At 59.5% G+C, this 26,606-nt stretch carries 27 protein-coding genes and 1 pseudogene; 19 read left to right on the top strand and 9 right to left on the bottom strand.

Going from position 1 to position 26,606, the window contains the following annotated elements:
• Window positions 1-3: 3 nt before the first annotated feature.
• Window positions 4-561, bottom strand: a complete 558-nt coding sequence (locus tag IPM89_03320) for a VOC family protein (GenBank protein ID QQS54885.1) — start codon at window positions 559-561, stop codon at window positions 4-6.
• 122 nt (window positions 562-683) lie between these two features.
• Between IPM89_03320 and IPM89_03315 the strand changes: the two genes are divergently transcribed.
• The 12 genes from IPM89_03315 to IPM89_03260 all read left to right on the top strand — a co-directional run bounded on the left by IPM89_03315 (window position 684) and on the right by IPM89_03260 (window position 13,116).
• Window positions 684-2,828 (top strand): acyl-CoA mutase large subunit family protein, encoded by a 2,145-nt coding sequence (locus tag IPM89_03315; protein QQS54884.1) that lies wholly within the window; start codon window positions 684-686, stop codon window positions 2,826-2,828.
• Window positions 2,825-5,005 (top strand): methylmalonyl-CoA mutase, encoded by a 2,181-nt coding sequence (scpA, locus tag IPM89_03310; protein QQS54883.1) that lies wholly within the window; start codon window positions 2,825-2,827, stop codon window positions 5,003-5,005. Before IPM89_03315 ends, scpA begins: the two co-directional genes overlap by 4 nt.
• A gap of 74 nt (window positions 5,006-5,079) precedes the next feature.
• The gene (locus tag IPM89_03305) at window positions 5,080-6,006 is read left to right on the top strand and encodes an HNH endonuclease (GenBank protein ID QQS54882.1); all 927 of its coding nucleotides are present in this window, start codon (window positions 5,080-5,082) and stop codon (window positions 6,004-6,006) included.
• A gap of 267 nt (window positions 6,007-6,273) precedes the next feature.
• Window positions 6,274-7,380, top strand: a complete 1,107-nt coding sequence (locus tag IPM89_03300) for an IS4 family transposase (protein ID QQS54881.1) — start codon at window positions 6,274-6,276, stop codon at window positions 7,378-7,380.
• 42 nt (window positions 7,381-7,422) lie between these two features.
• Window positions 7,423-7,614, top strand: a complete 192-nt coding sequence (locus tag IPM89_03295) for a type II toxin-antitoxin system HicA family toxin (GenBank protein QQS55764.1) — start codon at window positions 7,423-7,425, stop codon at window positions 7,612-7,614.
• Window positions 7,615-7,622: 8 nt separating this feature from the next.
• Complete coding sequence (locus tag IPM89_03290) at window positions 7,623-7,844, top strand: pilus assembly protein HicB (protein QQS54880.1); 222 nt, start codon at window positions 7,623-7,625, stop codon at window positions 7,842-7,844.
• 115 nt (window positions 7,845-7,959) lie between these two features.
• The gene (locus IPM89_03285) at window positions 7,960-8,040 is read left to right on the top strand and encodes a hypothetical protein (protein QQS55763.1); all 81 of its coding nucleotides are present in this window, start codon (window positions 7,960-7,962) and stop codon (window positions 8,038-8,040) included.
• 200 nt (window positions 8,041-8,240) lie between these two features.
• Window positions 8,241-8,420: a type II toxin-antitoxin system HicA family toxin gene (locus tag IPM89_03280; protein QQS54879.1), complete on the top strand. Its 180-nt coding sequence runs from the start codon at window positions 8,241-8,243 to the stop codon at window positions 8,418-8,420.
• Between the two features lie 62 nt (window positions 8,421-8,482).
• A complete protein-coding gene (meaB, locus tag IPM89_03275; GenBank protein ID QQS54878.1) occupies window positions 8,483-9,613 on the top strand; it encodes a methylmalonyl Co-A mutase-associated GTPase MeaB in 1,131 nt (376 codons plus the stop codon).
• 18 nt (window positions 9,614-9,631) lie between these two features.
• Window positions 9,632-10,684, top strand: a complete 1,053-nt coding sequence (locus IPM89_03270; protein QQS54877.1) for a CoA ester lyase — start codon at window positions 9,632-9,634, stop codon at window positions 10,682-10,684.
• A 91-nt stretch (window positions 10,685-10,775) separates the two neighbouring features.
• Entirely contained in the window at window positions 10,776-11,963 is a 1,188-nt protein-coding gene (locus tag IPM89_03265) for an iron-containing alcohol dehydrogenase (protein QQS54876.1), read from the top strand.
• Window positions 11,964-12,090: 127 nt separating this feature from the next.
• The gene (locus tag IPM89_03260; protein QQS54875.1) at window positions 12,091-13,116 is read left to right on the top strand and encodes a metallophosphoesterase family protein; all 1,026 of its coding nucleotides are present in this window, start codon (window positions 12,091-12,093) and stop codon (window positions 13,114-13,116) included.
• On the opposite strand, the gene IPM89_03255 is transcribed toward IPM89_03260, so the two are convergent.
• Entirely contained in the window at window positions 13,113-13,598 is a 486-nt protein-coding gene (locus IPM89_03255) for a CDP-archaeol synthase (protein ID QQS54874.1), read from the bottom strand. The two genes, IPM89_03260 and IPM89_03255, sit on opposite strands and share 4 nt — an antisense overlap.
• A gap of 68 nt (window positions 13,599-13,666) precedes the next feature.
• On the opposite strand from IPM89_03255, the pseudogene IPM89_03250 reads away from it, so the two are divergent.
• Window positions 13,667-13,828 (top strand): annotated as a pseudogene (locus IPM89_03250) (DUF2147 domain-containing protein).
• A 66-nt stretch (window positions 13,829-13,894) separates the two neighbouring features.
• Here the strand turns inward: IPM89_03250 and folD are convergent.
• Entirely contained in the window at window positions 13,895-14,797 is a 903-nt protein-coding gene (gene folD / locus IPM89_03245) for a bifunctional methylenetetrahydrofolate dehydrogenase/methenyltetrahydrofolate cyclohydrolase FolD (protein ID QQS54873.1), read from the bottom strand.
• Between the two features lie 259 nt (window positions 14,798-15,056).
• Here folD and IPM89_03240 point away from each other — a divergent pair, with 259 nt between their 5' ends.
• From IPM89_03240 to IPM89_03215, 6 genes are all read left to right on the top strand, one after another.
• On the top strand, window positions 15,057-16,016 hold the full coding sequence (locus IPM89_03240; GenBank protein ID QQS54872.1) for an ACP S-malonyltransferase: 960 nt from the start codon (window positions 15,057-15,059) through the stop codon (window positions 16,014-16,016).
• Entirely contained in the window at window positions 16,013-16,201 is a 189-nt protein-coding gene (locus tag IPM89_03235) for a hypothetical protein (protein ID QQS54871.1), read from the top strand. The genes IPM89_03240 and IPM89_03235 overlap by 4 nt, the downstream gene beginning before the upstream one ends.
• A 317-nt stretch (window positions 16,202-16,518) precedes the next feature.
• Window positions 16,519-18,069, top strand: coding sequence for an acyl-CoA carboxylase subunit beta (locus IPM89_03230; protein QQS54870.1), 1,551 nt, complete (start codon window positions 16,519-16,521; stop codon window positions 18,067-18,069).
• 70 nt (window positions 18,070-18,139) lie between these two features.
• Window positions 18,140-18,484 carry an OadG family protein gene (locus IPM89_03225; GenBank protein QQS54869.1) on the top strand — a complete coding sequence of 115 codons (345 nt, stop codon included), beginning with the start codon at window positions 18,140-18,142 and terminating at the stop codon, window positions 18,482-18,484.
• 38 nt (window positions 18,485-18,522) lie between these two features.
• On the top strand, window positions 18,523-18,924 hold the full coding sequence (locus IPM89_03220) for an acetyl-CoA carboxylase biotin carboxyl carrier protein subunit (GenBank protein ID QQS54868.1): 402 nt from the start codon (window positions 18,523-18,525) through the stop codon (window positions 18,922-18,924).
• A gap of 18 nt (window positions 18,925-18,942) precedes the next feature.
• The gene (locus IPM89_03215) at window positions 18,943-20,205 is read left to right on the top strand and encodes a sodium ion-translocating decarboxylase subunit beta (GenBank protein QQS54867.1); all 1,263 of its coding nucleotides are present in this window, start codon (window positions 18,943-18,945) and stop codon (window positions 20,203-20,205) included.
• A 78-nt stretch (window positions 20,206-20,283) separates the two neighbouring features.
• Here the strand turns inward: IPM89_03215 and IPM89_03210 are convergent, their stop codons facing one another.
• The 6 genes from IPM89_03210 to IPM89_03185 form a co-directional block, all read right to left on the bottom strand.
• Window positions 20,284-20,760, bottom strand: coding sequence for a hypothetical protein (locus IPM89_03210; protein QQS54866.1), 477 nt, complete (start codon window positions 20,758-20,760; stop codon window positions 20,284-20,286).
• A gap of 6 nt (window positions 20,761-20,766) precedes the next feature.
• Window positions 20,767-21,744: an NADPH:quinone oxidoreductase family protein gene (locus IPM89_03205; protein QQS54865.1), complete on the bottom strand. Its 978-nt coding sequence runs from the start codon at window positions 21,742-21,744 to the stop codon at window positions 20,767-20,769.
• A 66-nt stretch (window positions 21,745-21,810) separates the two neighbouring features.
• Window positions 21,811-22,170: a CBS domain-containing protein gene (locus IPM89_03200; GenBank protein QQS54864.1), complete on the bottom strand. Its 360-nt coding sequence runs from the start codon at window positions 22,168-22,170 to the stop codon at window positions 21,811-21,813.
• Window positions 22,170-23,561 (bottom strand): crotonyl-CoA carboxylase/reductase, encoded by a 1,392-nt coding sequence (gene ccrA / locus IPM89_03195; protein ID QQS54863.1) that lies wholly within the window; start codon window positions 23,559-23,561, stop codon window positions 22,170-22,172. Before ccrA ends, IPM89_03200 begins: the two co-directional genes overlap by 1 nt.
• A gap of 49 nt (window positions 23,562-23,610) precedes the next feature.
• A complete protein-coding gene (gene meaB / locus IPM89_03190; protein QQS54862.1) occupies window positions 23,611-24,591 on the bottom strand; it encodes a methylmalonyl Co-A mutase-associated GTPase MeaB in 981 nt (326 codons plus the stop codon).
• Window positions 24,588-26,591, bottom strand: a complete 2,004-nt coding sequence (locus IPM89_03185; protein ID QQS54861.1) for a protein meaA — start codon at window positions 26,589-26,591, stop codon at window positions 24,588-24,590. The genes meaB (IPM89_03190) and IPM89_03185 overlap by 4 nt, the downstream gene beginning before the upstream one ends.
• Between the last annotated feature and the right edge of the window lie 15 nt (window positions 26,592-26,606).

Raw genomic sequence — 26,606 nt, 5'->3', positions numbered from 1 at the left:
CGCTCAAGCCTGAACTTTGGCGAACGCCTCGATCACTTCCGGCGGCGCCTGAATCAGCTCGATCAGCACGCCCTCACCGCTCAGCGGCGTGGCGTCGTTGCCCTTGGGATGCAGAAAGCAAACATCGTAACCGGCCGCGCCCTTGCGGATACCGCCGGGCGTAAAGCGCATTCCCTGGGCGGTCAACCACTCCACCGCCGCCTTCAGGTCGCTGATCCACAACCCGATGTGGTTGAGTTGTGGTTCATGCACCTTGGGCGCCTTGCCGGGGTCGATCGGCTGCATCAGGTCCACTTCCACCTTGAACGGACCGGAACCGATGGCGGCGATATCTTCATCCACATTCTCCCGCTCGCTGCGGAAGTTGCCAGTCAAAGTCAGGCCCAGGGTATCCACCCACAGCCGGCTCAACTTGCTCTTGTCCAGCCCGCCAATGGCGATCTGCTGGATACCCAGAACTTTAAACGGTCTATCGGACACAAGGACCTCCTGCTTGATTAGGGTTCGAGTTGGGAAAAGATAGGATAAGATAACAGACCTTTTCAGTATGTCATTCCACATAATGATTGCAACGGGGGGCCATCGATTTTCCGGTCGGCTCCATGCCGGGAATCGTCCGAATCTTCTATACTTCCGACGATACCATCAAACTTATCGCGTTCCCGTCCCACTGGAGGATGTGCATGTCAAACCCACAAACCGCGGATCTGCCCGCTCCCACCTTCGACGAGTTTTCCCCTACTTCTTACGAGGAATGGCGAAAGGTAGTCGATAAATTCCTCAAGGGCGCGCCGTTCGAAAAGCGGCTGGTCACCAAAACCTACGAAAACATCGACCTGCAACCCATGTATCGGCAGGAGGATATCGTCGGGCTGCCGCAGCTCGACAGTCTGCCCGGTTTTGCTCCCTACGTGCGCGGCGCGGCCCCGCTGGGCTATGTCGCCGGGAGCTGGGATGTCGCTCAGGAAATCTCCTGCGGGACGCCGGCGACTTTCAATGCCGCCTTGCGTACTGACTTGGCGCGCGGCCAGAATGCCGTCAACCTGATGCTCGACCGCCCGACTCTGGCGGGCATCGACGCCGATCAGGCCGAAGCCGACGATGTGGGAAAAGGTGGTCTGTCCATCTCCAGTGTCGACGATCTCGCCCAAGCGCTGGACGGTGTCGATCTCGAAAACACGCCCCTGTTCATTCAGGCCAGCACCAGCGCCCTGACCTTCACCGCGCTGCTGGCGGCGCTGGTGAAAAAACAGGGTAAATCGCTGGCCAAGGTACGCGGCGCCATCGGCATGGACCCCCTGGGCCAGTTGGCCCGCGACGGTCGCTTACCCCGCGATCTGGACGGCATCTACGACGTGATGGCGCAACTCGCCGCCTGGGCCAAAGCCAACGCCCCGCAGTTGCAAACCATCACCGTGCAGGGTCATCCCTACCATAACGGTGGCGCCAGCACCACTCAGGAACTGGCCTTCGTGCTGGCCACCGCCGTCGAATACCTCCGCACCATGCAAGCGCGCGGACTGAGCGTGGACGACGCCGCGCCCCGCTTCCGCTTCGCGTTGTCGATCGGCTCCAACTTTTTCATGGAAATCGCCCGGCTGCGCGCCGCAAGATTGCTATGGGCCAAGATTGTCCAGGCGTTCGGCGGCAATGCCGAGTCGCAAAAGATGCGCATTCATGCCCGCACCTCGGCCTGGAACCAGACGATTTACGATCCGCACGTCAACCTGCTGCGCGGCACCACCGAAGCGTTCTCGGCGATCGTCGGCGGCTGCGACAGCCTCCACATTTCGCCCTTTGATGAACTGATGCGCGTTCCGGACGATTTCTCCCGGCGCGTCGCCCGCAACGCCCATACCGTGTTGCGCGAAGAAACCCACATTACTCACACCGTCGATCCGGCCGGTGGCTCCTGGTATGTGGAAACCCTGACCGATTCGGTGGCCCGCCAGACCTGGACGCTCTTTCAGGAGGTCGAGAAACAGGGTGGCATGACCAAAGCGCTCCAAGCCGACTGGCCGCAATCCCAAATTGCCGATACCGCCGCCAAACGGGCCGCCAACATCGCCAAGCGCAAGGATATCTTTGTCGGCACCAACATGTATCCGAACATGAAGGAAACCCGGATCGAGCCAGCGTCGGTGGACGCGTGGGCGGTCCAAACGGAACGAACCGCGGCGCTCAACCAGTTTCGAGCGGCGGCCAACGCCAATCAGAAGCAGGCGGCCCTGGACGCGCTGGCCAAGGCGGGCACGAACAGCGTGGACACCGCGATTCAGGCCGCGCTGGCTGGGGCGAGCCTGGGTGAAATCGCCCAAGCCGCGCGCACCGGCGCCAAGGCCGGCCCCACCACCAACCCCGTCCATGCCCATCGCGGCGCGCAAGCCTTCGAGACACTACGGCAGGCGGCGGAAACTTATATCGCCCGTATCGGCCAGCGGCCGCTGGTCTTTCTCGCCACCATGGGGCCACTGACCCAGCACAAGGGTCGCGCCGATTTCGCCACGGCTTTCCTGGGAGTGGGCGGCTTTGAAACGATTTACCCGTCCGGTTTCAGCACCCCCGAGGAAGCGGCGGATGCGGCGCTGGCCTCGGGCGCCAAAGCCGTGGTGATCTGTTCCACCGACCCGACCTATCCGGAAATCGTCCCGCCGCTGGTCCAGAAGCTCAAGCAGGCCAATGCCGGTCTGACCGTGATGCTCGCTGGCTATCCGGCCGATCAGGTCGAAGCTTTCAAGGCTGCCGGTATCGATGATTTCATTCACCTGAACGCCAACTGCCTGGCGCTGTTGAGCACGTTGCAAAAGAAAATGGGGGTCGCCCAATGAGCCATTCACCTGATTTCACTTCCATGCCCTATGGCCTGGACTTCCCCAAGCCCAGTTTCGCCGAGTGGAAGGCGATGGTGGAGAAGACCACCGGCAAGACCCTGGAGCAATGGGTGTCGGCGACCATGGAGCAGATCGACGTCAATCCGCTCTATACACGGAACGATATCAAGGATCTCAAGCACCTGGGCTATGCCGCCGGGGTGCCGCCCTTCCTGCGCGGTCCCTACCCGGCCATGTACGTGACCCAGCCGTGGACAGTGCGCCAGTACGCGGGCTTCTCCACGGCGGAGGAATCCAACGCTTTCTATCGTCGTAACCTGGCGGCGGGTCAGAAGGGCCTGTCCATCGCCTTTGATTTGGCCACCCATCGCGGCTACGACTCGGATCATCCGCGGGTGGTCGGGGACGTGGGCAAGGCCGGCGTGGCGATTGACTCGATTTTGGATATGGAAGTGTTGTTCGGCGGTATTCCGCTGGATCAAATGTCGGTGTCGATGACCATGAACGGCGCGGTATTGCCGGTTTTGGCCTTCTACATCGTCTCCGCCGAGGAACAGGGCGTTCCCCACGACAAGCTCACCGGCACCATTCAGAACGACATTCTGAAAGAGTACATGGTGCGCAACACCTATATTTATCCGCCCGACCCGTCGATTCGCATCATCGGCGACATTTTCGCCTACACCTCCAAGGAGATGCCGAAGTTCAACAGCATCTCGATTTCCGGCTATCACATGCAGGAAGCGGGAGCGACGGCGGATCTGGAGTTGGGCTATACCTTGGCGGATGGGCTGGAGTATGTGCGCACCGGCGTCAAGGCCGGCATGGACATCGACACCTTTGCGCCCCGGCTGTCGTTCTTCTGGGCCATCGGCATGAATTACTTCATGGAAGTGGCCAAGATGCGGGCCGGACGGCTGCTGTGGGCCAAGATCATCAAGCAATTCAATCCCAAAAACGCCAAGTCGATGGCCTTGCGGACCCATAGCCAAACCTCGGGCTGGAGCTTGACCGAGCAAGATCCGTTCAACAATGTCGCCCGTACCTGCGTCGAGGCGCTGGCGGCGGCGCTGGGTCATACCCAGTCGCTGCACACCAACGCCCTGGACGAAGCGATTGCGCTACCGACCGATTTCTCGGCGCGCATCGCCCGCAACACGCAGCTTTATCTTCAGGATGAAACAGCGATCTGCAAGGTGCTGGACCCGTGGGGTGGTTCCTACTACGTCGAGGCGCTGACCAACGAGTTGATCAAACGCGCCTGGGGACATATCCAGGAAGTCGAGAGTCTGGGCGGCATGACCAAGGCCATCGAGACCGGATTACCCAAGATGCGCATCGAGGAAGCGGCGGCGCGGAAGCAAGCGCATATCGACTCCGGCAAGGAAACCATCGTCGGCGTCAATAAGTACCGGTTGCCCAAGGAAGACCCGCTGGAGATCCTTAGCATCGACAACACGGCGGTGCGTGAATCGCAGGTGCAACGCCTGCAAAAACTGCGCGCCAACCGTGATGAGTCCAAGGTAAAAGCTTGCCTGAATGCCATCACCGAAGCCGCCAGCGCCGGTTCCGGTAACTTGCTGGAGAAAGCGGTGGAAGCGGCCCGCGCCCGCGCCAGTCTGGGCGAAATCTCCGATGCGATGGAGAAGGTATTTGGCCGGCATAAGGCGATCATCCGCGCCATTTCCGGCGTGTATGGCAGCGAGTTCGGCGAGGCCGAGGAGATCGCCAAGGTCCGCCAGATGGCTGACGAGTTCGAGCAGAACGAAGGCCGCCGGCCGCGTATTCTGGTCGCCAAAATTGGCCAGGATGGGCATGACCGCGGTGCCAAGGTGATCGCGACCGCGTTCGCCGACCTCGGCTTCGACGTGGACATCGGCGCGCTGTTCCAGACCCCGGAAGAAGTCGCCCGCCAAGCGGTGGAGAACGATGTGCATGTGGTCGGCATGAGTTCGCTGGCCGCCGGTCACAAAACCCTGTTGCCGCAGCTCATTGGGGAACTGAAGAAGCTGGGCCGTGAGGATATCATGGTCGTCATCGGCGGCGTGATTCCCGCCCAGGACTACGAGTACCTCAGGGCGAATGGCGCCGCTGCCATCTTTGGCCCTGGCACGGTGGTTCCGGTCGCCGCGCAGAAGGTGTTGATGGAGTTGAACGAACGTCTGGCGGCGTGAGGGTGATGTGAGGGATGGCGGGGTGGGCGGTGTCCACCCCGCTTAACTAAAGCAAGAAAGACGGAGGACCACAAATGCCATCTATAAACATAGCAGCAATTATATCCAAAATGCCAAAACATGCTCAAAAGGAGTTTCTGGAAAAACAAACCAGCAGTAAAGGCAAAGGTGGAAACCTTTTGGGGTTTTGCTCTCAAGATAATTGGCAAGCTGCCGCAACACGAGCAGCTAATGCTTTTTTTGCAAAAATTGGAGAATTATCCCCCAGAAGCGTTGAGGAACAAATAGGTTATGGACTTATTGCCCTAGCAGGCCAGAACCCACACTTTAAAGGTGGGAGAGGTGCTTGGAATCGGGATATAAAAGCTTTAGAAGCTGCTGTACTAGCAGCAGGTAATATAGCCTTATCAATTAGAAACTTACCATCGAATCTCTGCTCATTGCTAACTCAACCGCATCTTGAACAAGCATCAACTCTAGAATCGATTGATACAGAAGATGCGCAACTGCATCAGCGTAAATTAAGCGTAGAGCTCGAACTAGAGCAGTATCGTAGCGACCTGGAAACAAACGGATATTTTGATCCAAAAAACGAGATTGATGCCAGAAGGCGTATTGTAACATCTATCGTTCAACGCGCTGGGCAGGCTCGATTTCGTGAGCAACTATTAGAAGCTTACGGTAATCGATGTGCTATCACGGAATGCGATGTAGCCTTTGCTCTAGAAGCCGCTCATATTCTTCCTTACAAGGGAGAATATACAAATGATGTACGAAATGGATTGTTACTTAGAGCTGACATTCATACACTATTTGACTTAGGAAAAATCTCGATCAATCCAGAGAATTATTGTGTAATACTGGCTGATGATATTTGGAAAACATCTTACATCCAATTGCACGGGAAGCCGATAATATTACCCAAAGATGACAGGCAAAAACCAGACAAAGAAGCACTTGATATACACTTTAAGAAATCAGCTATATCAGCAAGCAGGTAGAGTAGGTTAGCGCGGCATAATCCACAGAAGATGAATGACTCCACAATCAGCAGGTTACAAACTCACGCATTAACCCGCCCTACTAAAAATCATTGTACAGGACAAAAATAACTTGCTGAAAATTAAGATAAAAAATAACAGCTATTTTGAGGGTAGTAGGATCGCGAGGTTGCTGTTATCATAACTAATTGATTGATAACATTAATTCTAAAACAGGCGAGGTTAATTCCGTGAATTCCCCTTTTTAATACCCGGCACTTTGCAGAAATGCTTCATCATCATTTTCACTGGAACCGAGCGCGTATCTCTTGCATTGTCTATTTAATTATCGGAATCATCCAGATGGGAACGGTCAATCTCGCAAAGATTGCTGTCACCTTTCCTGGGCGTGCGCAACCGGCCTCTCATTACAAACGCCTTCAACGACTTTTTTGTCAATTTTCTCTAGACCTGAATCAAGTCGCCCGGTTCATTGCCAGTCTCATTCCTGTGCTTCAGTTCAAATTGACACTCGATAGAACCAATTGGAAATATGGTGATGTCAATATCAATTACCTTGTTTTAGGAGTCGTCTATCGCGGATCTGCTTTTCCTATACTATGGGTTGCTTTAGATAAAAAAGGCAACTCAAATACCCAAGAAAGAATAGCATTAATGAATCGATTCCTTACGATTTTCGGCCCGCAAATGATCGCCTGCTTGTTTGCGGATCGCGAGTTTATTGGGATTCAATGGTTTGGTTATCTTATTGAAAATCAAATTAAATTCGTAATACGCATCAAAAAGAATACGCAAATCTCTAACTCCCGAGGGGTCCCCGTCTCCGCCGAAAATCTTTTTCGAGGCCTACCCCGTGGCAGCGCTCTGGTTTTATCGGGCCAACGAACCGTGTGGGGGCACTCTCTTTATGTGATTGGTCTGAAAATGGCCAACGGTGAATTCGTTATTCTCGCAACGCAAGAACAACCGGAAACCGCGTTGGAAAATTATAAGGAACGCTGGCCGATCGAAACGCTTTTCATTTGCTTAAAAACTCGGGGATTCGATCTGGAATCCACCCATATAACTGACCCCCAGCGACTTGAAAAATGGATGGCTTTTCTCGCTATTGCATTTAGTTGGGCGCATATTATTGGTGAATGGCGCCATGAAATTAAACCGATCAAGATCAAAAAACATGGCCGTCCCACCCAAAGTCTTTTTCGCTATGGATTAGATTATTTGAGAAGTTGTTTATTTCATCACCAAGAATCCGCCCGGCAATACGCTTTTCATCAGGCACTGGAGTCGCTCTTTAAACGGTTGGGATCGAGCCCTCAAAATCGCTGTTTTCTACCTCTAACCAATACGCCACCCGGCAGAATTTTAACGTAAATTCATTTGGTTAGATGATTTTGTCCTGTACAATGACTAAAAATACCAAGAAAGATCAGAGAACTTATACAGGATTTGAAAAACGCTGGTTTCTACGAGATTTCGGGTGGCGGCAAAGGTTCACACCGTAAATTTACTCATAAAAACTATGCTGGATCAGTCACTCTTAGTGGAAAAACTGGTGACGACGCGAAGACTTATCAAGAAAGGCATATGGAACAAGCTTTAGAATAGGTAAAGCCATGAAAAAAAGTGACTTATATCATAAGTGGGTAGAGTGGAGCGAACAAGATCAGACATATATTGGAAGATGCCCTGATTTAATTACTGGGATTCACGGAGATGATCCAGTGCAATTATATGGCGAATTATGCGAAGTTATTGAAGATGTGATTCAACACTTTGAAACCACAGGGCGTTTACTGCCTAATCCTCGCGTTCGTCCTATGCGAGAAGTAGCCTAATTGGGTATTGCACTGGAGTTTGCTAAGCAAGTACATATGCCAACAGTTCTGAGAACTGGAAGATTTCAACTCCCATTGCCCAGACAAGCAGTCTAACGCTTATTCGTTACGTTTGATGTTCCCTAACGCAGATCAGGCAAACAAGCTAACTGTATTTAATGTTGGCAGAAATAAAACATTTGTCATTTTATTATAAGGCAACATCATAAAAACCCTCAAACTTACTTACTGGAAAGACAGCAACTTTTTTTTAGGCTTTCTGAATGACTATCCCGATTACCAGACGCAGGGTTTATCAAAGGAAGAACTGGTTAAAAATCTAAAAAGCCTTCTCATGGATATTGACTCTGGGGAAATCCCGCATATTCGGAAAGTGGAAGAACTGGTAATGGATTGATGAAAAGGCGAGACTTGATTAAACATCTTGAAGAAATGAGTTATACCCTAGTTCGGCATGGCGGCGCGCATGACTGGTATACTAATCCAAAAACCTCAAAATCCCAGCCTGTGCCTCGACCTTCTGAAATCAATGAAAATCCAGCGAAGTCAATTATCAAAAAACTTACTGATCCCTGATTGGGTACTGCAACGAATACCACACACCGCAACACAATTCTAACTCTCGCTATTAAAAAGCCATGAGCAAAAAAAACCAAAGACCCGACTGGGTTCCTCTAAACGCCGGTTCTGAATTCACCACTTCAGTCATGTCTGGCATCGATGGTGGCCACGACGGCATCCCCGGTCAGGCCAACGCAGCGACACCGCGCCCGAAAATCCCGCGCCGGCGTCGGCTGACGGTGGATGAATACGTAGCCGGAGTATTGGCCAGCGACCGCAATATCGTGGCGCAGGCCATCACTCTCGTGGAAAGCAACTCTCCCGCACATTTCGACATGGGCCAGGAAGTGCTGCGGCAACTCCTGCCGAGAACCGGCAACTCGATCCGAATCGGCATTACCGGGGTGCCCGGCGTCGGTAAAAGCACCTTCATCGAAGCCCTGGGCCTCCATCTCTGCGAGCAGGGCCACAAGGTCGCGGTGCTGGCGGTGGACCCCAGCAGTACGGTGACGCGCGGCAGCATTCTCGGCGATAAAACCCGGATGGAACTGCTGTCTCGCGATATCCGCGCCTTCATTCGTCCCTCACCTTCCAGCGGCACCCTAGGCGGCGTCACCCGCAAGAGCCGTGAAACCATGCTCATCTGCGAAGCGGCTGGTTTCGATGTGATCCTGGTGGAAACCGTTGGCGTGGGCCAGAGCGAAACCACCGTGCGCTCGATGGTGGACTTTTTCCTGCTGCTGATGTTGGCCGGGGCCGGCGACGAGTTGCAGGGCATCAAAAAGGGCATCATGGAGTTGGCGGACGCCCTGCTGGTCAACAAGGCGGATGGCGATAATAAAATTCGCGCCAACGCCGCCAAGGTGGATTATAACCGGGCGCTGCACTATCTCGCCCCGGCCACCAAAGGCTGGTATACCCGTGCCTATACCTGTTCGGCGGCGCACGGCGAGGGTATCGACGCCATCTGGCAGGTCGTCCGTGATTTTCGTCAGCAGACGGCTGCCAGCGGCGTCTTCGAAAAGCGCCGCCAGCAACAGACCCTGGATTGGGTGTACTCGATGGTCGAGGAACACCTGCGCACCAGCTTCTTCAACCACGCCGGCGTGGGCAGCATTCGCGCCGAGATCGAGGAGGCGGTGGTCAACGGACATATTCCGCCGACCGTTGCCGCCCAACAACTCATTTATAAATACGAAGGTCGCTAAAACCCGGGAGGGAAAACCATGCTACGCAGTCCCCGCGATTTTTTTAAAGCCAAGGTCGTTGGCGCCCCCGAACCACTCCGCGAGATTCCGGTATTACCCTCGCGAATGATTCATTTCTTCGATCCCAGCAACCCCAAGATGGCGGTCAAGGTGCCGGACATCGCCAAGACCGTGGATATCATGCTGGGCAATCTGGAAGACGCCGTGCCGATCGACCGCAAGGAAGCCGCCCGCGAAGGGTTGGTGCAGATCGGTAAAAACGTGGATTTCGGCAACACCCAATTCTGGACTCGGGTCAACAGTCTCGACAGCCCATGGTTCCTCGACGATCTGATCCGGCTGGTCGGCGAGATCGGCAACAAGCTGGACGTGATCATGCTGCCCAAAGTTCAGGGTGCCTGGGACATCCATTTCGCCGATCAACTGCTGGCGCAACTGGAAGCCAAGTACAACGTCAAGAAGCCGTTGATGATTCACGCCATCCTGGAAACCGCGCTCGGCGTGGCGAACGTGGACGAAATCGCCAACGCCAGTTCCCGGATGCAGGGTATGAGCCTGGGTCCCGCCGACTTGGCGGCGTCGCGGCGGATGAAGACCACCCGGGTCGGCGGCGGCCATCCCGATTATGTGGTGCGCACCGATCCCGACCCGAAGAATCCGGAGGCTCCCCGTCCGACCGCCCAGCAGGATTTGTGGCACTACACCATCGGCAAGATGGTGGACGCCTGCGCCAGCGTCGGCGCCCTGCCCTTCTACGGCCCGTTCGGCGACATCGCCGACCTGACCGCCTGCGAAGACCAGTTCCGTAACGCCTACCTGATGGGCTGCGTCGGTGCCTGGAGCCTGCATCCCAACCAGATCGCCATCGCCAAGCGGGTGTTCAGCCCGAAAGCGGAAGAAGTGGCCTGGGCCAAGCGGGTGGTCGAGGCGATGCCCGACGGCAGCGGCGCGGTGATGATCGACGGCAAGATGCAGGACGACGCCACCTGGAAACAGTGCAAGGTCGTTCTGAACCTCGCCCAATTGATCGCCAGCCGCGACGCCGAGTATAAGGCGCTGTACGGATTCTAATTTCCGCCAACCCTCCCGCTCCACCACGGAGCGGGACGATCAACCCCCTCGCCCCCGCTTGCCGCCTCGCCGCTTATTGGAGCAGCCGCCCATGATCCAGCCGTTCTCCATCGCCCGTCTGCCCCGCATCGAATTCGGCGCCGGCTTCATCGGCAAACTGCCCACTCTGCTCGCCCAATACGGAAACCGCGTATTGCTGGTCACCGGCCAGCGTTCGTTTCTGGAATCATCGCACTGGCCGGCGTTACGGGCAGCGTTGGAAAAAACCGGAATCGCCTGGGAACAGATACGGGTCGATGATGAGCCCTCGCCCCAATTCGTGGACGAAGCGGTTGGGCAATTTCACGGCACGGGAATCACGGCGGTTGCCGGCATCGGCGGCGGCAGTGTGCTGGACGCCGCCAAGGCGATCGCCGGTCTGCTGCCGGGCGGCGGTTCCGTCATGGACTATCTGGAAGGCGTCGGCCCGGAAAAAATCTACCAGGGTCCGGCCCTGCCATTCATCGCCGTACCCACCACCGCCGGCACCGGCAGCGAAGCCACCAAGAACGCCGTGCTGAGCGTGCGCGGCCCGAACGGTTTCAAAAAATCCTTCCGCCACGAATTGCTGGTGCCGGAATACGCCCTGCTCGACCCGGACCTGCTGGCGACCTGCCCCCCGCCGCAGATCGCCGCCAACGCCATGGACGCGCTGACGCAACTGCTGGAATCCTACGTCTCCATCAAAGCCAACCCGTTCACCGACACGCTGGCGGAAAGCGGGCTGAAAGCGGTGCGCGAGGGACTGTTTGCCTGGTACGAAGGTGGGGCGGACGCCGCCGCCGGTCGGGAACGCATGGCCTACGCGGCGCTGTTGTCGGGCGTCTGCCTGGCCCAGACCGGTCTGGGTTCGGTCCACGGCCTGGCCTCGCCGCTGGGCGCGTTCTTCCCCATTCCGCACGGTGTGGTTTGCGGCACTCTGGTCGGCGCCGCCACCCGTGTCAATCTGGCCGCGCTGCGGGAACGCGATCCTGGCAATCCGGCTTGGCGCAAGTACGCCCGGGCCGGCGATCTCCTGCACGCACGGCATTTCCCCAGTCCCGAAGAAGGGCACGCTGCTCTGTTGGCGTTGCTGGATGAATGGACCGAACGATTGGCGCTACCCCGGTTAAACGCCTACGGGATTCGGGAGAGCGATTTCGCGCAGCTCGTCGCCCACTCGCGCGGCGGCAGCATGAAAACCAATCCGTTGGTACCGAGCGACGCCGAAATCGCCGAGGTGCTCGCGCGACGGCTGTGATTCGGCAGCGTGATCGCCGGCTTTTGGCCATGGTCGCACCATGCCTCTAGCCGCCAGATCCGCTTTCGCCCAGTCGCCCCCACGGTGCTAACATGGCTTGGGGCGCGGATGCCCGAGAGAACCCATCATGAAAAAACCTTCCACTCACGACGACTCTCCTTTATCCCAACCGCTTGGCGCGCGCCTCGCAAGCAGCGTGATCGTCGATCGGGAAACGGTCGAACTGAAGCGGCTGGAAAAAAGGATCGGACGGGTTCATCTGCGGCAACGCCTCGGCATCGAGGCCGATCACGCCACTCAAGTATTCGGGCGCGGCCGGACCTTTTTCCACATCGAAAATTGGCGCTCGATTCATAGCCTCATCCGCTTGAGCCTGCGTTGCCTGGGGCTGTATCACCGGGGGGTACGCAACGCCACCGCCATCCAGGTCCGCCACAACGAAGTTATCGTTCCCAAGCTGCCGGACGCCCTGCACGACTTCACCCTGCTTCATCTCAGCGACTTGCACCTGGACATGGACAGTGGCTACCCCACCGCACTGATCGAGCGCTTGGAACAGGTGCGCTACGACGCCTGCGTCATAACCGGCGACTTCCGGGCCAAAACCCATGGTCCCCATGAGGCCGCCATCGAGGCGCTGGCTCAGGTGCGGCCGCATCTGCGCGGCCCGGTCCATGCCATTCTGGGCAACCACGATTCCATCCGCATGGTGCCCGACATCGAGGCGCTGGGCATCAGCGTGCTGCTCAACGAATCGGCGATCCTGGAGCGCGGCGGCGCCTTCATCCACTTGGCCGGCATCGACGATCCGCACTTCTTTCAGGTGGATAACTTTGACAAGGCCGCCCAAAACATCCCCCCGGATGCCATCGCCATCCTGTTGTCGCATTCGCCGGAACCCTACCGGCTGGCCGCCCACACCGGCTTCGATCTAATGCTGAGCGGACACACCCATGGCGGTCAGATCTGCCTGCCGGGCGGCGTCGCGCTGATGACCAACGCCGACTGCCCGCGCCGGTTCTGTCGCGGCGCCTGGCGCTATCACCAGATGCAGGGCTACACCTCGGTGGGATCGGGTTCATCGGTGGTTGGAGTTCGCTTCAACTGCCCGCCGGAAATCACCCTGCACCACCTGCGGGCGCAACCGGCCTAGTAGGGCCGCTTGCGGATGCCGAGCCAGTACAGCAGCCGCGACAATGCCAGTTCCAGCATAATGAAACCAGCCACAATCCAGGCCATTGCCGACCAGGTGAGGTTAAACCGCACTGACACCGCCAGCAGCGGCAACAGCGCCTCCGGAATCTGATCCAGCCCGAAGGCCATGCTGCTGGCCGCCATGCCCAGCCGCCGCTTGCTGAAACTCGACAACAGATCGCCCAGCATCGCGGCCAGACCGACCACCACGCCGATCATCCCCGGCAAACCCAACAGTACCGCCGTCACGCCGGAAGCCAGTGGGGCCAGCAACACGCCTCGCCAGGTCTTCGAACCGCCCAGCAGGCGATAGCCGTCCGCCAGCACTCGCCCGCCATCCAGCGGTCGCGCACCCCAGACGCCGCACACCGCAGCGGCGATGATCGGCGCGCCGTTCGCAACCAAAATCAGCAGCAGCAACTGCAACTCGATCGACAACATCGCAACAAGATCGATTGAGGAAGACACTACCAAGCGGACCCGTGGCAAGTGCAAGAATGGACTGAAAGATAACCCGCTGGTGGGGATGCGTATTATGTGGAATTCAAAAAAGGAGGGCGAGCGGGTGGACCGGCGGCCAGGTAGCCAAGCCAACCGACGGCAGCGCCTACCCGAATAAGGCCAAGCTGAATGATGGCGGCAACCTATTGACAGTCACCGGACACCTTGCTCGAACTGCCCTCGCTCTCCACTCCTTGATGGAGGCAAGGGCATCGGAACCGAGAGGCAAGAGGCGCCTATTCCGCCGCCGGTTCGACTTCGGGCACTGGCAGGCCATGCTGCCGGCAAGTGGCGGTCAGGGTATTGAGCAGCAGACAAGCGATGGTCATCGGGCCGACTCCGCCCGGCACCGGCGTGATGGCACCGGCCACCGCAACCGCCGAGTCGAAGTCCACATCGCCCACCAGCCGCCCCTTGCCATCCGGCGTGGAGATGCGATTGATGCCGACATCGATCACGGTCGCGCCCGGCTTCAGCCAATTGCCCTTGACCATGTGCGCCCGGCCGGTCGCCGCCACCAAAATATCGGCCCGCCGGCATTCGTCGGCGAGATCGCGGGTGCGGGAATGGGTAATGGTCACCGTGCAATGCTCCCGCAGCAGCAGCGCCGCCATGGGCTTGCCGACGATGTTGGAACGCCCCAATACCAGCGCCCGCTGGCCAGCCAGCGGGCCGGCATAATGCTTCAGCATCATCAAACACCCCAGCGGCGTGCACGGCACCATCCCGGCTCCCCCAACCGCTAATAGTCCAGCATTGAACGGATGAAAACCATCGACATCCTTTTCGACGGCAATCGCCTCGATCACCGCCTCCGGGTCGATCTGCTGCGGCAGCGGCAGTTGCACCAGAATCCCGTTGACCGCTGGGTCCCGGTTCAATCCGGCGATGCGCGCCAGCAGTTCAGTCTGACTCGTATCGGCCGGCAAACGGTGCTCAAAGGAACTCATGCCCGCCTCCCGCGCCTGCAACCCCTTGTTGCGGACATAAATCTGGCTAGCGGGGTCCTCGCCGACCAGCACCACCGCCAAACCGGGAACGAGATCGTGATCCGCCTTGAGCCGGGCGGTATGCGTGGCGATGCTGGCACGCAAGCGGGCGGCGAAATGTTTACCGTCGATGATGGTGGCTTTGGCCATGGGTTCCTCGCGATCATTTGGACTTTTTGTCATGTTACTACAAACGTAACCGACTCCGGCATGACGTGGACCGCGTGTCGAGGCTGGGCCCACATCGCCCTCGGCAGTGGATTTCGAACTGGCAACATCACACTTCCCATGCGTCCATCCTGCTTGAAAACCCCTTGCCTTGTCCGACACTTGGCCGTATCTTTGCGCGCTTGTTTAAATACCTCCCCACAGGAGCGCAGCAGTCGTGTCGAGTCAGGACCAGCAAATCATGTTTATTTTTCCGGGGCAGGGCTCCCAGTATGTCGGGATGGGCAGCGACCTGATCCGCGACTTCCCGGTGGCCCGGCAGCTTTACCAGCAGGCCAACGACCTCCTCGGTTACGACCTTCTCAAGCTTTGCCTGGAAGGGCCGGAGGACGATTTGCGGCTGACCCGCCATACCCAGCCCGCCCTGCTGGTCCACTCGCTGGCTTGCCTGGACATCTTCCGCGAACTGACCGACAACCAAGTGCAACCGGTCCTGACCGCCGGCCATAGCCTCGGCGAATACTGCGCCCTGGTCGCCGCCGGCACCCTGAGCTTCGAAACCGCCCTGCGGCTGGTGCAAAAGCGGGGCGAGTTCATGGGCACTTACGGCGCCGGAGAAATGCTGGCCTTCCCGTTGCACCTCGACAATATCCACCCGATGGCGGAAAAGCATTACTGCGTTATCTCCGCCCGCAACCTGCTCGACCAGACCGTGGTCGGCGGTCTTACCGACGATCTGGACCGGCTGACCGCCGACGCCCACGCGCAATTCCCGCGCAAGCGACCGACCCGGCTGAAGACCGAGGGCGCCTTCCACACCTTTTACATGATCACCGCCGCCCGACACTTCCGCCCGGTGCTGGACGCCGCCGAAATGAGCGCGCCCACCGTCCGCGTACTGTCCAACTATACCGGCACCTATCACGATCCCGACCCCACCGCCATCAAGACCCGGCTGTTCTTCCAACTGTTTCATCCGGTCCACTGGATCGACAACCTGGACACCGCTTTCCACGGTGGCATCACCACCATCGTCGAATTCGGCGGCGGCCTGGGCACCGGCGCCACGCCGGAGGATAAGCGCCCGAATTTGGAAAGCATGATCAGGAAAGCGCTGCGCGGCTCCGACTTCAGCGCTCACTATCACGCGGCCATCAACAGCCAGACTCTGCGGGAAACCGCGGCGGCCCTGCAATCATGATGCACCGCGCCGCCGCCCACGCCCAACGCACCCGTCGCATGCTCGGTCAGGAAGCGATGAAACGCGCCCATCGCCGCGGCGAACTGATTCGGTATATCGCGGAGGACGCTGGGGCCTCCGCCCAACCGGCGCCCGACTCCGAACAGCAGACCGACGACCGCAAAACCACCGAACCTCTGATCTGACTGTGCCTCAGCGCGCCCTGCCCGCATTTTCCGGGAAAAAAGGATCGCGCCGATGTCCATGACCTTTCGCAAAAGCCGTGGACGGCTATCGCGTTTATTCGGATTTCGGCTACCCTTAGGCAGAAGTTGAGAGTGGTGGTCTGATATAGGCGGGCGTTATCCTTTCCGCCAACCGGTTACCGTTCCACTGAAATCATTGCTTCCCCCGCATATATAAATCCATAAGCCAGCCCGCTTCCCCGTATGCGGGCTGGCGGGGGAAAGTTTGTTGCTTGTCCGTTTGCCGACCAACTCGAACACCAAGTGAGGTGAGGATCATGCTTTCCGAGAAACAGCTCGATATTTTGCGGGAACGCCGCGCCAAGGTCCTAGCGGGCGGCGGCGAGGACAAACTCCAGGAACGGCACGCCAAGGGACTGCTGGGCGCCCGCGAACGGTTGCTGGCCCTGTTCCAGCCGGACACCTTCCAGGAAATCGCCACCCATGCCAAGCACGCCGCCAAGCACTTTGGCCTGGCCGACAAAGAACTCCCTTCCGATGGTGTGATCGTCGGTACCGGGTTTGTGGATGGCCGGCCGGTCGCGGCGTTCAGCCAGGACTTCACGGTGATGGGCGGCACCCTGGGGAAAATGCACGCCAAGAAGATCGTGCAATCCATGCAACTGGCCCTGAAAATCGGTGCTCCCGTGGTCGCCTTCAAGGATTCCGCCGGCGCCCGCATCCAGGAAGCAGTGGATGCGCTATCCGGTTACGGCGAAGTGTTCTATCAAAACGTCCTGCTGTCCGGCGTGGTGCCACAGATCGCTATCATTGCCGGTCCCTGCGCCGGCGGCGCGTCGTACTCGCCGGCGTTGATGGATTTCATCATCATGACCAAGCAGAACGCTTACATGTTCATCACCGGCCCGGAGGTGATCAAGGCCGTCACCGGCCGCACCACCAGCCTGGACGAGGTCGGCAGCGCCCAGATGCACGCCACGATCAGCGGCAACGTCCACTTCGTCGCCGAGGATGATCTGCACGCCATCCAGATCGCCAAGGCGTTGCTGAGCTACATGCCGTCCAACAACACCGAGGATCCGCCGCATCAGCCCTACCCTGACCTCGATCTGTCATCGGATGAAGGCATCAACGCCCTGATCCCGGACACGTCCTCGGAACCCATGGACGTGCAACCCATCATCAAGCGACTGGTCGATGACGGTCAATTCCTGGAAGTCCATGCGGGTTGGGCCGGCAACATCGTGGTGGGTTTCGCCCGCATTCAAGGCACCGTGGTCGGCATCCTCGCCAATCAGTCGCTGGTCAAGGCCGGAGCGATGGACATCGACTCTTCCGACAAGGGCGCCCGGTTTATCCGTTTCTGCAATGCCTTCAACATCCCGCTGGTGACGCTGGTGGACGTACCCGGCTTCCTGCCCGGCATCGAACAGGAGCGCAGCGGCATCATTCGCCATGGCGCCAAGATGCTCTACACCTACGCATCGGCCACCGTGCCCAAGATCACCATCATCCTGCGCAAGGCTTATGGCGGTTCCTACCTGGCCATGTGCGCCCAGGAAATGGGTGCCGATCTGGTATTCGCCTGGCCGACCGCCGAAATCGCGGTGATGGGCGCGGAAGGCGCGGTCAACATCCTCTACCGCAGCGAACTCAAGGCCGCCGAGGACCGCAAAGCCAAGGCAACCGAGCTGGCGGCGGAATACCGGGCCAAGTTTGCCTCGCCCTATATGTCAGCCTCGCGCGGCTACATCACCGATGTGATCGAACCCGCCGACACCCGGGCCACCATCGCCTTGTCGCTACGCAAGTTGCTGAGCAAACGCGAATTGCGCCCGTCCAAGAAACACGGTTGCATCCCGCTCTGAACGAACCCTGTCCGGCAACCGGCTCAGGCCGGTTCGGACCGCCACAACCCCACTTAACGGGAATCCACCGATGAAGACCTACACCACGATGGACGCCATTGGCGACATCTTCGTGATCTACGGCATCGTGATCGTCGTCTCGATGTTGGTCGCCGTGGTCATCCGCGGCATCGTCTGGGCACTGTCGCGCAGCTCAACTCAGGAGGCATCCAAGGCGCCGGCCAAACCCGCGCCGGCCCTGCAGCCGGCGGTTGAGGGCGTGCCACGGGAACACCTGGCCGTGATTACCGCGACGATAGCCGCCATGCTCGGTGCCCACCGCATCGTACGCATCGAAACGCCGGGACGCGGCTATAGTTGGACCGCCGAGGCGCGCACGGTCCACCACACGTCCCACACCCCACACAAGTCCTGAATTCATCGTTTTTTTCTTCCCTTGCGAGAGTACCCAAAATGGAAAAGAAATTTCGCATCACCGTCGAAGGCAAGCAGTACATCGTCGCGGTCGAAGACATCACCACCGGCGGCACCCAAGGCATCTATCCAGAACCGGGCAGCATGAGCATCGCGCCGCAGCCGGCGGCGCCGGTTCCCACCGCGCCCGCGCCGGCGACCTCTCCGGTCTCTGCGGCGGCGGCGGGTCCGGGCGACGAAGTCGCACCGCTGGGTGGTGTGGTGCAGATGGTCCATGTCAGCGTCGGCCAAGCGGTCAACGAGGGCGATAAACTGGTGTCGCTGGAAGCCATGAAGATGGTTACCCATGTGGTCGCCCAACGTGGCGGCAAAGTGACCAGCATCGCGGTCAAGCCGGGGGACCCGGTGGATGCGGGGCAGGTATTGCTGAGTATTGGCTAAGGCCGGGAGTGTTCCGTTATGGAATCCCTCAATTTACTTGATATTTTCCAGGGTGTTAGCACCCTGGTTCAAGGCTTTTCCACCGACCCCAAGATCGCCTTCGGTCGAATCTTTCTGATGGCGCTGGGAATTGTGTTGCTCTATCTGGGACGTAAGGGGGTGCTGGAGGCCCTGCTGATGATCCCGATGGGCTTGGGCATGGCCACCATCAATGCGGGGGTGATGTTCTTCTCCGCCTACGATCCGGCAACCGGCATAAATGTCATCGCCGGGCAGGCGGCGCAGCAGTTGCCCGGCACCCTGTTCGTCGCGCCGCTGGCCTCGGATACCACCGCACTGGTGAACATCCTCCAGATCAACTGGCTACAGCCGATCTACACCTTCATGTTCAGCAATGGTCTGATCGCCTGTCTGGTGTTCATGGGCATTGGATCTCTGTTGGACGTGGGCTTTGTGATGGCCCGTCCGTTCCAGAGCATGTTCATCGCCCTGTTCGCGGAGTTGGGCACGGTCTTCGTGTTCCCAATCGCCGTGGCGCTGGGGCTGACGCCCGGTCAGGCGGCATCGGTGGCAACCATCGGCGGTGCCGACGGACCCATGGTACTGTTTACTTCGTTGCAGTTGGCACGGGATTTATTCGTGCCGATCACTGTGGTGGCCTACCTGTATCTGGGGCTAACCTACGGTGGGTATCCGTACCTGATCAAGCTGCTGATCCCCGAACGGCTGCGCAACCTGCCCATGCCGATGGAAAAGACCAAGCCGATCACCTCCAACCAGAAGCTGGTATTCGCCGTGATCGCTTGCGTGCTGCTCAGCCTGCTGTTTCCGGTCGCATCGCCGCTGTTTCTATCGCTGTTTATCGGAGTAGTGGTTCGTGAAAGCGAACTCACCTACTTCTTTGAACTGTTCTCGAACACGATACTGTACAGCGCGACCTTCTTTCTGGGGCTGCTGCTGGGGGTACTGTGCGAAGCCGGCACCATCCTGAATCCGGTGGTATTGAAACTGCTGGTGCTGGGCATTCTGGCGCTGCTGATTTCCGGCATTGGCGGTATTCTGGGCGGTTATGCGATGTACTATCTATCCGGTAAGAAGTACAACCCGGTGACCGGCATCGCCGGGGTGAGCTGCGTGCCCACCTGCGCCAAGGTAGCGCAAAAATCGGTCGGACCCGGCGTTGTCGTCCTGCCGCACGCGCTGGGCGCGAGCATCAGTGGCGTCATCACCAGCGCCATCTTCGCGGCGACCTTCATCGCCCTGCTGTTGCCGAAAGGCTGATTCCCAACCCGGCGGGCAGCCTGGATGCAGCCCGCCGCTTTCCATTTCCGGCTTCCCTCCGCCACTCGATCGAGGCGGTTACTCGAACGATTCTCGCAGTAGCCGTTCCATGACTTCGCCCCAGCGCTGCCGGGAGCGCTGCTGCCAGAACCGAGCATCGGGCCGGCAATCGAATTTCTGCTTGTAGATAGCCAGCGCCGCAACCAGCAACGCCAGTACGAACGCCAAGCCCGCATTTTGAAACCCGGCGAAAGGCAGGGCCAGCCAGGTGAACACACTCAGTCCCAAGATCCAGCCCCAGGGAATGAACAACCAGTAGTCGATTTCGAACCGGTTGCCGTCGCGGCGGACGGATACCCGCATCGGCCAATCATCCTGTAGCAGATAAGCCCGTCGCCGCAAATCCAGTCGATCATCCCGCTCGCTGGCGACCGTAAACCCCTTCAGCAGCAAGGCAGCACGAAATTTCTTGAGTTGAGCATCGCCGCCTCGTACCGTCGCTCGCGTCGTCCGGCCTAAATGTCGAATGCTAAGTTCTGTCGGTTCCGCCTTCACGCGCGTTCAATCCACACTGATGACCACCTTGCCGGTGGACTTGCGCGCGACCACCCGATCCAGGGCGTCGGTCGCTCGATCCAGGGCGTAGATCGCCGATACATAAGGCTGGAGCGTTCCTTCCAGATACCACTGCAGGAGAATCCGGAAGCTTTCCGTCATCACCCGTGGGTTGAGCTCCGCGTAGGCCGGCCAATTGAGACCGATGACATCGACGTTCTTGACCAGCAAATGATTGGCGGGGATCTGCGGCACGGTGCCGCCGGCAAAACCAATAACCAGAATCCGTCCCTCGAAAGCGATGCTGCGCAGCGAGGCGGTGAACAACTCACCGCCGACCGGATCGTACACCACATCCGCGCCACGCCCATCGGTCAGATCCTTGATCCGCGCCCTTACGTCCTCGCGGCCGACATCGATCAGATGATCCGCCCCGTGTTCGGCGGCCACCGCCAGTTTTTCAGTGCCGCTGGCGGTGGCGATGACCGTCGCGCCCAGCCGCTTGCCGATGGCTACCGCCGTCAATCCCACCCCGCCGCCGGCCCCATGCACCACCAGCGTCTCGCCGGCTTGCAACCGCGCCCGATGCCACAGCGCCACATGCGAGGTGCCGAACACCACCGGAAATCCCGCGCCATGCGCATCCGGCATCGCCGCCGGCATCGCCACACAGCGGCTGGCGCTCACCACCACCTGCTCGGCATAACCACCATGCGGCGTCATGGCAATGACCCGGTCGCCGACCGCCAACCCTTCAACCCCGGCGCCCAACTCCAGCACCTCGCCGGCCACCTCGAAACCGGGGCTGAACGGCGGCTTTGGCTGCGCCTGATATTGGCCGCGGGTGATCAGACTGTCGGCAAAATTGACCCCACAGGCCCGCACCCGTATCCGTACCTGAGCGGAACCGGGGCGCGGCTCCGGTACCTCCTCCAATCGCAGCGCGGCGGGTCCTGTCAATTCATGGCAAACAATGGCTTTCATGGTCGGCTCCCAAACCATTCCAGAAAAAAACAGGGGCACATCGACGTGCCCCCGTTTTTCGCCGATTTACGCCCCGATGAGTTTACGGACCACATCGGTCATGGAGATCACCCCGGTGGGCTGGTTGTTTTCGGTGACCACCAGGCGGTGCATGCGCCGACCGGTCATCAGGCTGACCGCCTCGCTCAAGAGCATTGCCGCGTCGCAGGTGGCGCAGCCGGGGGTCATGATGGCGTGGGCCAACAGCGCCCGGGCCTCCTCGGGGGTGCGGCCCTGACGGGCCAGCACCAGGTCGGTTTGCGACACCACGCCGGTGGCCTGACCGCCGTCCATGACCACCACGGCGTGGATTTCCTGGTCGATCATCAGTTTCGCCACTTGGGCCACCGTATCGTCCGGCCCGCAGGCGATGATCCCGCGATGCATCAGATCCTGACCCGGGTGCCGTCGTCGGTGATGACGATCGCCTCGGCCTCGGCGATGCCGGGCAGCGGCTCGGACATCGGGTAGGGATGTGGGGTGGTGTGCATGTCGCCTTGGGGTAGCGTCGGGTGAGGGGTCGTGACCGGCGGCTGGCCGCTGGCGCCCTGGCCAAATGCGGTGGCGCCGACCAGCACCGACATGTTGCCGTGCGGATGCTTATTATCGTGCATAAGCTGATGGGCGACCGGCAGTTCGGCATAGGTGAAGGCCCGCGACAGACAGGGGTCGAGCAACCCGCGCAGCGCCAGTTCGTTCATTTGGTAGGACTGCTCGGCATTGGCGAAATGCGAGCCTTGCAGACGCTTTTGCCGCATCCACAGGTAGCGCAGATCGACGGTGGCGTTGTAGCCGGTGGTGCCGGCGCAGACCGCGACCATGCCGCCGGTGTCGCAGACGAAGATGGAGGTGGGAATGGTGGTTTCGCCGGGGTGTTCAAAAACGATGTTGGGCGCCCGCTTCTCGCCCAGCACCTCCCAGATCTTGGCGCCGAAGGCCCGCACCCCTTTGAGCCACTTGGCGTAGCCGACGCTGTCCTTCCAGTGCGGCAACATGCCCCAGTGGTCGAAGTCGTTGCGGTTGATGCAGCCCTTGGCGCCCAACTTCATGCAATAGTCGAACTTGTCCTGGCCGGACACCATGGCGATCGGGGTGGCGCCGGCCGCTTTGACGATCTGGATGGCCATGGAACCGAGCCCGCCGGCGCCGCCCCAGATCAGGGCGACATCACCTTTCTTGATGGCGTTGGCGCCCCAGCCGTGCAGCATGCGCCAGGCGGTGGCGGCGACCAGCACGTAGGCGGCGGCCTCTTCCCAATTCATGTGTTTGGGCTTGGGCATGCACTGCTGGGCCTGCACCTTGGTGAATTGGGCGAAGCTGCCGTAGTTGGTTTCGTAGCCCCAGATGCGGAAGGTGGGCGAGTACATGGGATCGCCACCGCTCTTGACCCAGGAACAGTTGCGATCCCAGGTGCCGCAATGCACCACTACCTCGTCGCCGACCTTAACGTGGGTGACGTCCTTGCCGATTTGGTAGACGATGCCGGAGGCGTCGCTGCCGCCGATGTGGAAGTCTTCCGGTTCGCCGGCCTTGTTGCGCGCGCCAATGACGTTGACTGGAATCCCCAATCCGGCCCAGACGTTGTTGTAGTTGATGCCGGCGGCCATGACGTAGACCAGGACTTCGTCATCCGCGATCGGCGGGACCTTGACCACTTCCTGCTGGAAGGCTTCCATCGGCGTGCCAAATCGCTCGGCGCGGATCAGCCAGGCGTGCATCTTTTCGGGAATTTCGCCCAGGGGAGGCATTTCACCCAAGTTGTAGAGTTCTTTGGCCATGTTTGCTGTATTCCTCTCTGTTGGGGTTGTTTATTTGAATATCAAGTAGTTAGAAACCAGAAATCACTCGGACGCGCAAATCCTCATAGGCGGCAATCGGTGATCGGCGAGCGGCGCGGGTCAATTCTGCAAACAAAGCGTTTTCGCCACCCAGCAGGCCGATGCCATGGCGACCGAATTCTTCACGCAAATGCTTGACCAGCCATTCCGCCTGACAGCGCTGGCGGCGGGCGGTGAATCGTCCTCGTTCCAGCAACCAGCGCCGGTGTCCATCCAGGGCATCGGCCAACGACTCGATGCCACTGCCCAGCGTTGCGCTGGCTGATAAAGCCGGTGCTTGCCAGCCTTCGGCATCCGTTCGCCGTCCCAGCGTGGTTTTCAGTTCGGACAGGGTTTTGCGCGCGGCCATGCCGATATCTTCCTTGTTGACCACGATCACATGCGGCACTTCCATGATGCCGGCCTTGAGAAACTGAATGCTGTCGCCGGAAGCCGGCTGGGCGACGAAGCAGGTGGTGTCGCTCATCTTGGACACGTCGATTTCTTTCTGTCCGACTCCCACCGTCTCCACCAGCACGATATCGAAGGCCGCCAGCATCGCCAAGCTCATCGGCCAGACTTCGGCGCTGAGGCCGCCGAACTCGCCACGACAGGCCAGCGAACGGATGAACACCTCGCGGTCGGCGCCGCTGGCATGCATCCGCAGCCGATCACCCAGCAGCGCGCCGCCGCTGATCGGACTGGAGGGGTCCACCGCCAGAATGGCGACCTTCAAGCCGCGCCGCCGCCAGACCTGGATCAGGGCGGCGGTCAGCGAGGATTTACCCGCGCCCGGCGGACCGGTGATACCGATCAAATGGCCACCGGTATCCAGCTTCTCCGCGGGCAGCGCGTCCAGAAAGACCGCCGCGCACTGGCGCGCCGCCGGCCGGCGGTCGTCCAATAGATTCAATGCCTGGGCCAGCGCCAACCGGTCTCGGGCGCTGACCGCAGCGGCCAGCGCCGTTGGGTCGGGAAGCACCGGGATCATGCCACCGTGACCGGTTGCAGGTCGTGGGCTTTACGAATCAGGTTAAGGATATCGACCATGATGCCGTTCATGTCGATATCCTTGGGCGTGTAGACCGCCGAGATACCGCGTTCTTTCAGCAGCTTGGCGTCGCTTTCCGGGATAATGCCGCCGATCACCACCGGCAGCCCCTTCAAACCGACCTGATCCAGCCGCCCGAACACATCCTCGACCATTTCCACATGACTGCCGGACAGCACCGACAGACCGATCAGGTGGACACCCTCTTCCAGTGCCGCTTTGGCGATCTGTTCCGGAGTCAGGCGGATACCCTCGTAGACGATCTCAAAGCCAACATCGCGGCCCTTAACGGCAATCTGTTCCGCGCCGTTGCTGTGGCCGTCCAGGCCCGGCTTGCCGATCAGCAGGCGCAGCGGCCGGCCCAGTTCCTCGCCGGTCTTGGCCACCTGGACGCGGATGGCCGTCGCCTGAGCGCCGCGGCTGTCGTCGTTGGCCGGGATATCGATGCCGGTGGGAGCACGGTATTCGCCGAAGATGTCGCGCAGGGTCTGTGACCATTCGCCGGTGGTGACGCCGGCATGGGCGCATAGAATCGACGCCGGCATGATATTCGCTCCGCCCCGCGCGGTTTCGACCAGATTGGCCAGCGCCGCCTTGACATCGGTGTTGTTACGCTGGGCGCGGAAGGCGTTGAGCCGCTCGATCTGCTCGCGTTCGGCGCGCGGATCGACCTTCATGATGCCGCTGTCAACGCCGCCGGTCAGCGGCGATTCCTCGGTTTCCCTGTAGCAATTCAGACCGACGATTTTGAGACTGCCGTGTTCGATGGCCCGCATCCGCTCGGTATGGCTGGTGACCAGTTGCCGCTTGACGTAGCCGGATTCGATGGCCTGCACCATGCCGCCCTGTTCCTGCACCCGGGCCATTTCCTCGGTTGCGCCGTCCACCAGCGCCTTGACCTTGGCGGCGATCACTGGCGAGCCATCGAAGATATCGCCGTATTCCAGCAAGTCGGTTTCGAACGCCAGCACCTGCTGCATCCGCAGCGCCCATTGCTGGTCCCAGGGACGCGGCAAGCCGAGCGCCTCGTTCCAGGCCGGGAGCTGGAGCGCGCGGGCGCGGGCTTTCTTGGACAAGGTGATACCGAGCATTTCCAGCACGATACGCTGCACGTTGTTTTCCGGCTGTGCCTCGGTCAGACCCAGCGAGTTGACCTGCACCCCGTAGCGGAAGCGGCGCATGTCCTCACTCCGCACGCCATAGCGTTCCTGAGTCAATTGGTCCCACATCTCGCCGAACGCCCGCATCTTGCAGGTCTCTTCAATAAAGCGAATGCCGGCGTTGACGAAGAACGAGATGCGCCCGACGACCTGCTCAAAACCTTCCGCGCCGATCTGGCCGGAATCGCGCACCGCGTCCAGGATGGCGATGGATGTGGACAGGGCGTAGGCCAGTTCCTGGGTCGGCGTGGCGCCGGCTTCCTGCAAGTGGTAGCTACAGATGTTGGTCGGGTTCCACTTGGGGATGTTCTTGACCGTGTAGGCGATGATGTCGGTGATCAATCGCACCGAAGGTTGGGGCGGGAAGATATAGGTGCCGCGCGACAGGTATTCCTTGAGGATGTCGTTCTGGGTGGTGCCTTGTAACTGTGCTGAAGTCGCACCCTGCCGTTCCGCCGCCGCGACATACAACGACAGCAGCCAGGCGGCGGTGGCGTTGATGGTCATGGAAGTGTTCATCTGGCCGAGTGGAATCTGGTCGAACAGGGTCTCCATGTCGCCGATATGGCCGATGGGAACGCCCACCTTACCGACTTCACCCCGCGCTAGTGGATGATCAGAGTCATAGCCGGTCTGAGTCGGCAAATCGAAGGCGACCGACAGGCCGGTTTGCCCCTTGCTCAGGTTGGTGCGGTAGAGTTCGTTGGATGCCTTGGCGGAGGAATGGCCGGAATAGGTCCGCATCAGCCAGGGTTTGTCGCGTTTGATGGGGGTGGTCATGGGAGCCTCTTTAGT

The organism is Candidatus Competibacteraceae bacterium, assembly GCA_016699715.1.
Classification (GTDB): domain Bacteria; phylum Pseudomonadota; class Gammaproteobacteria; order Competibacterales; family Competibacteraceae; genus Competibacter.
Note: the sequence above shows the minus strand (reverse complement) of the source record. Positions and strands in the feature narration are given on the sequence as shown.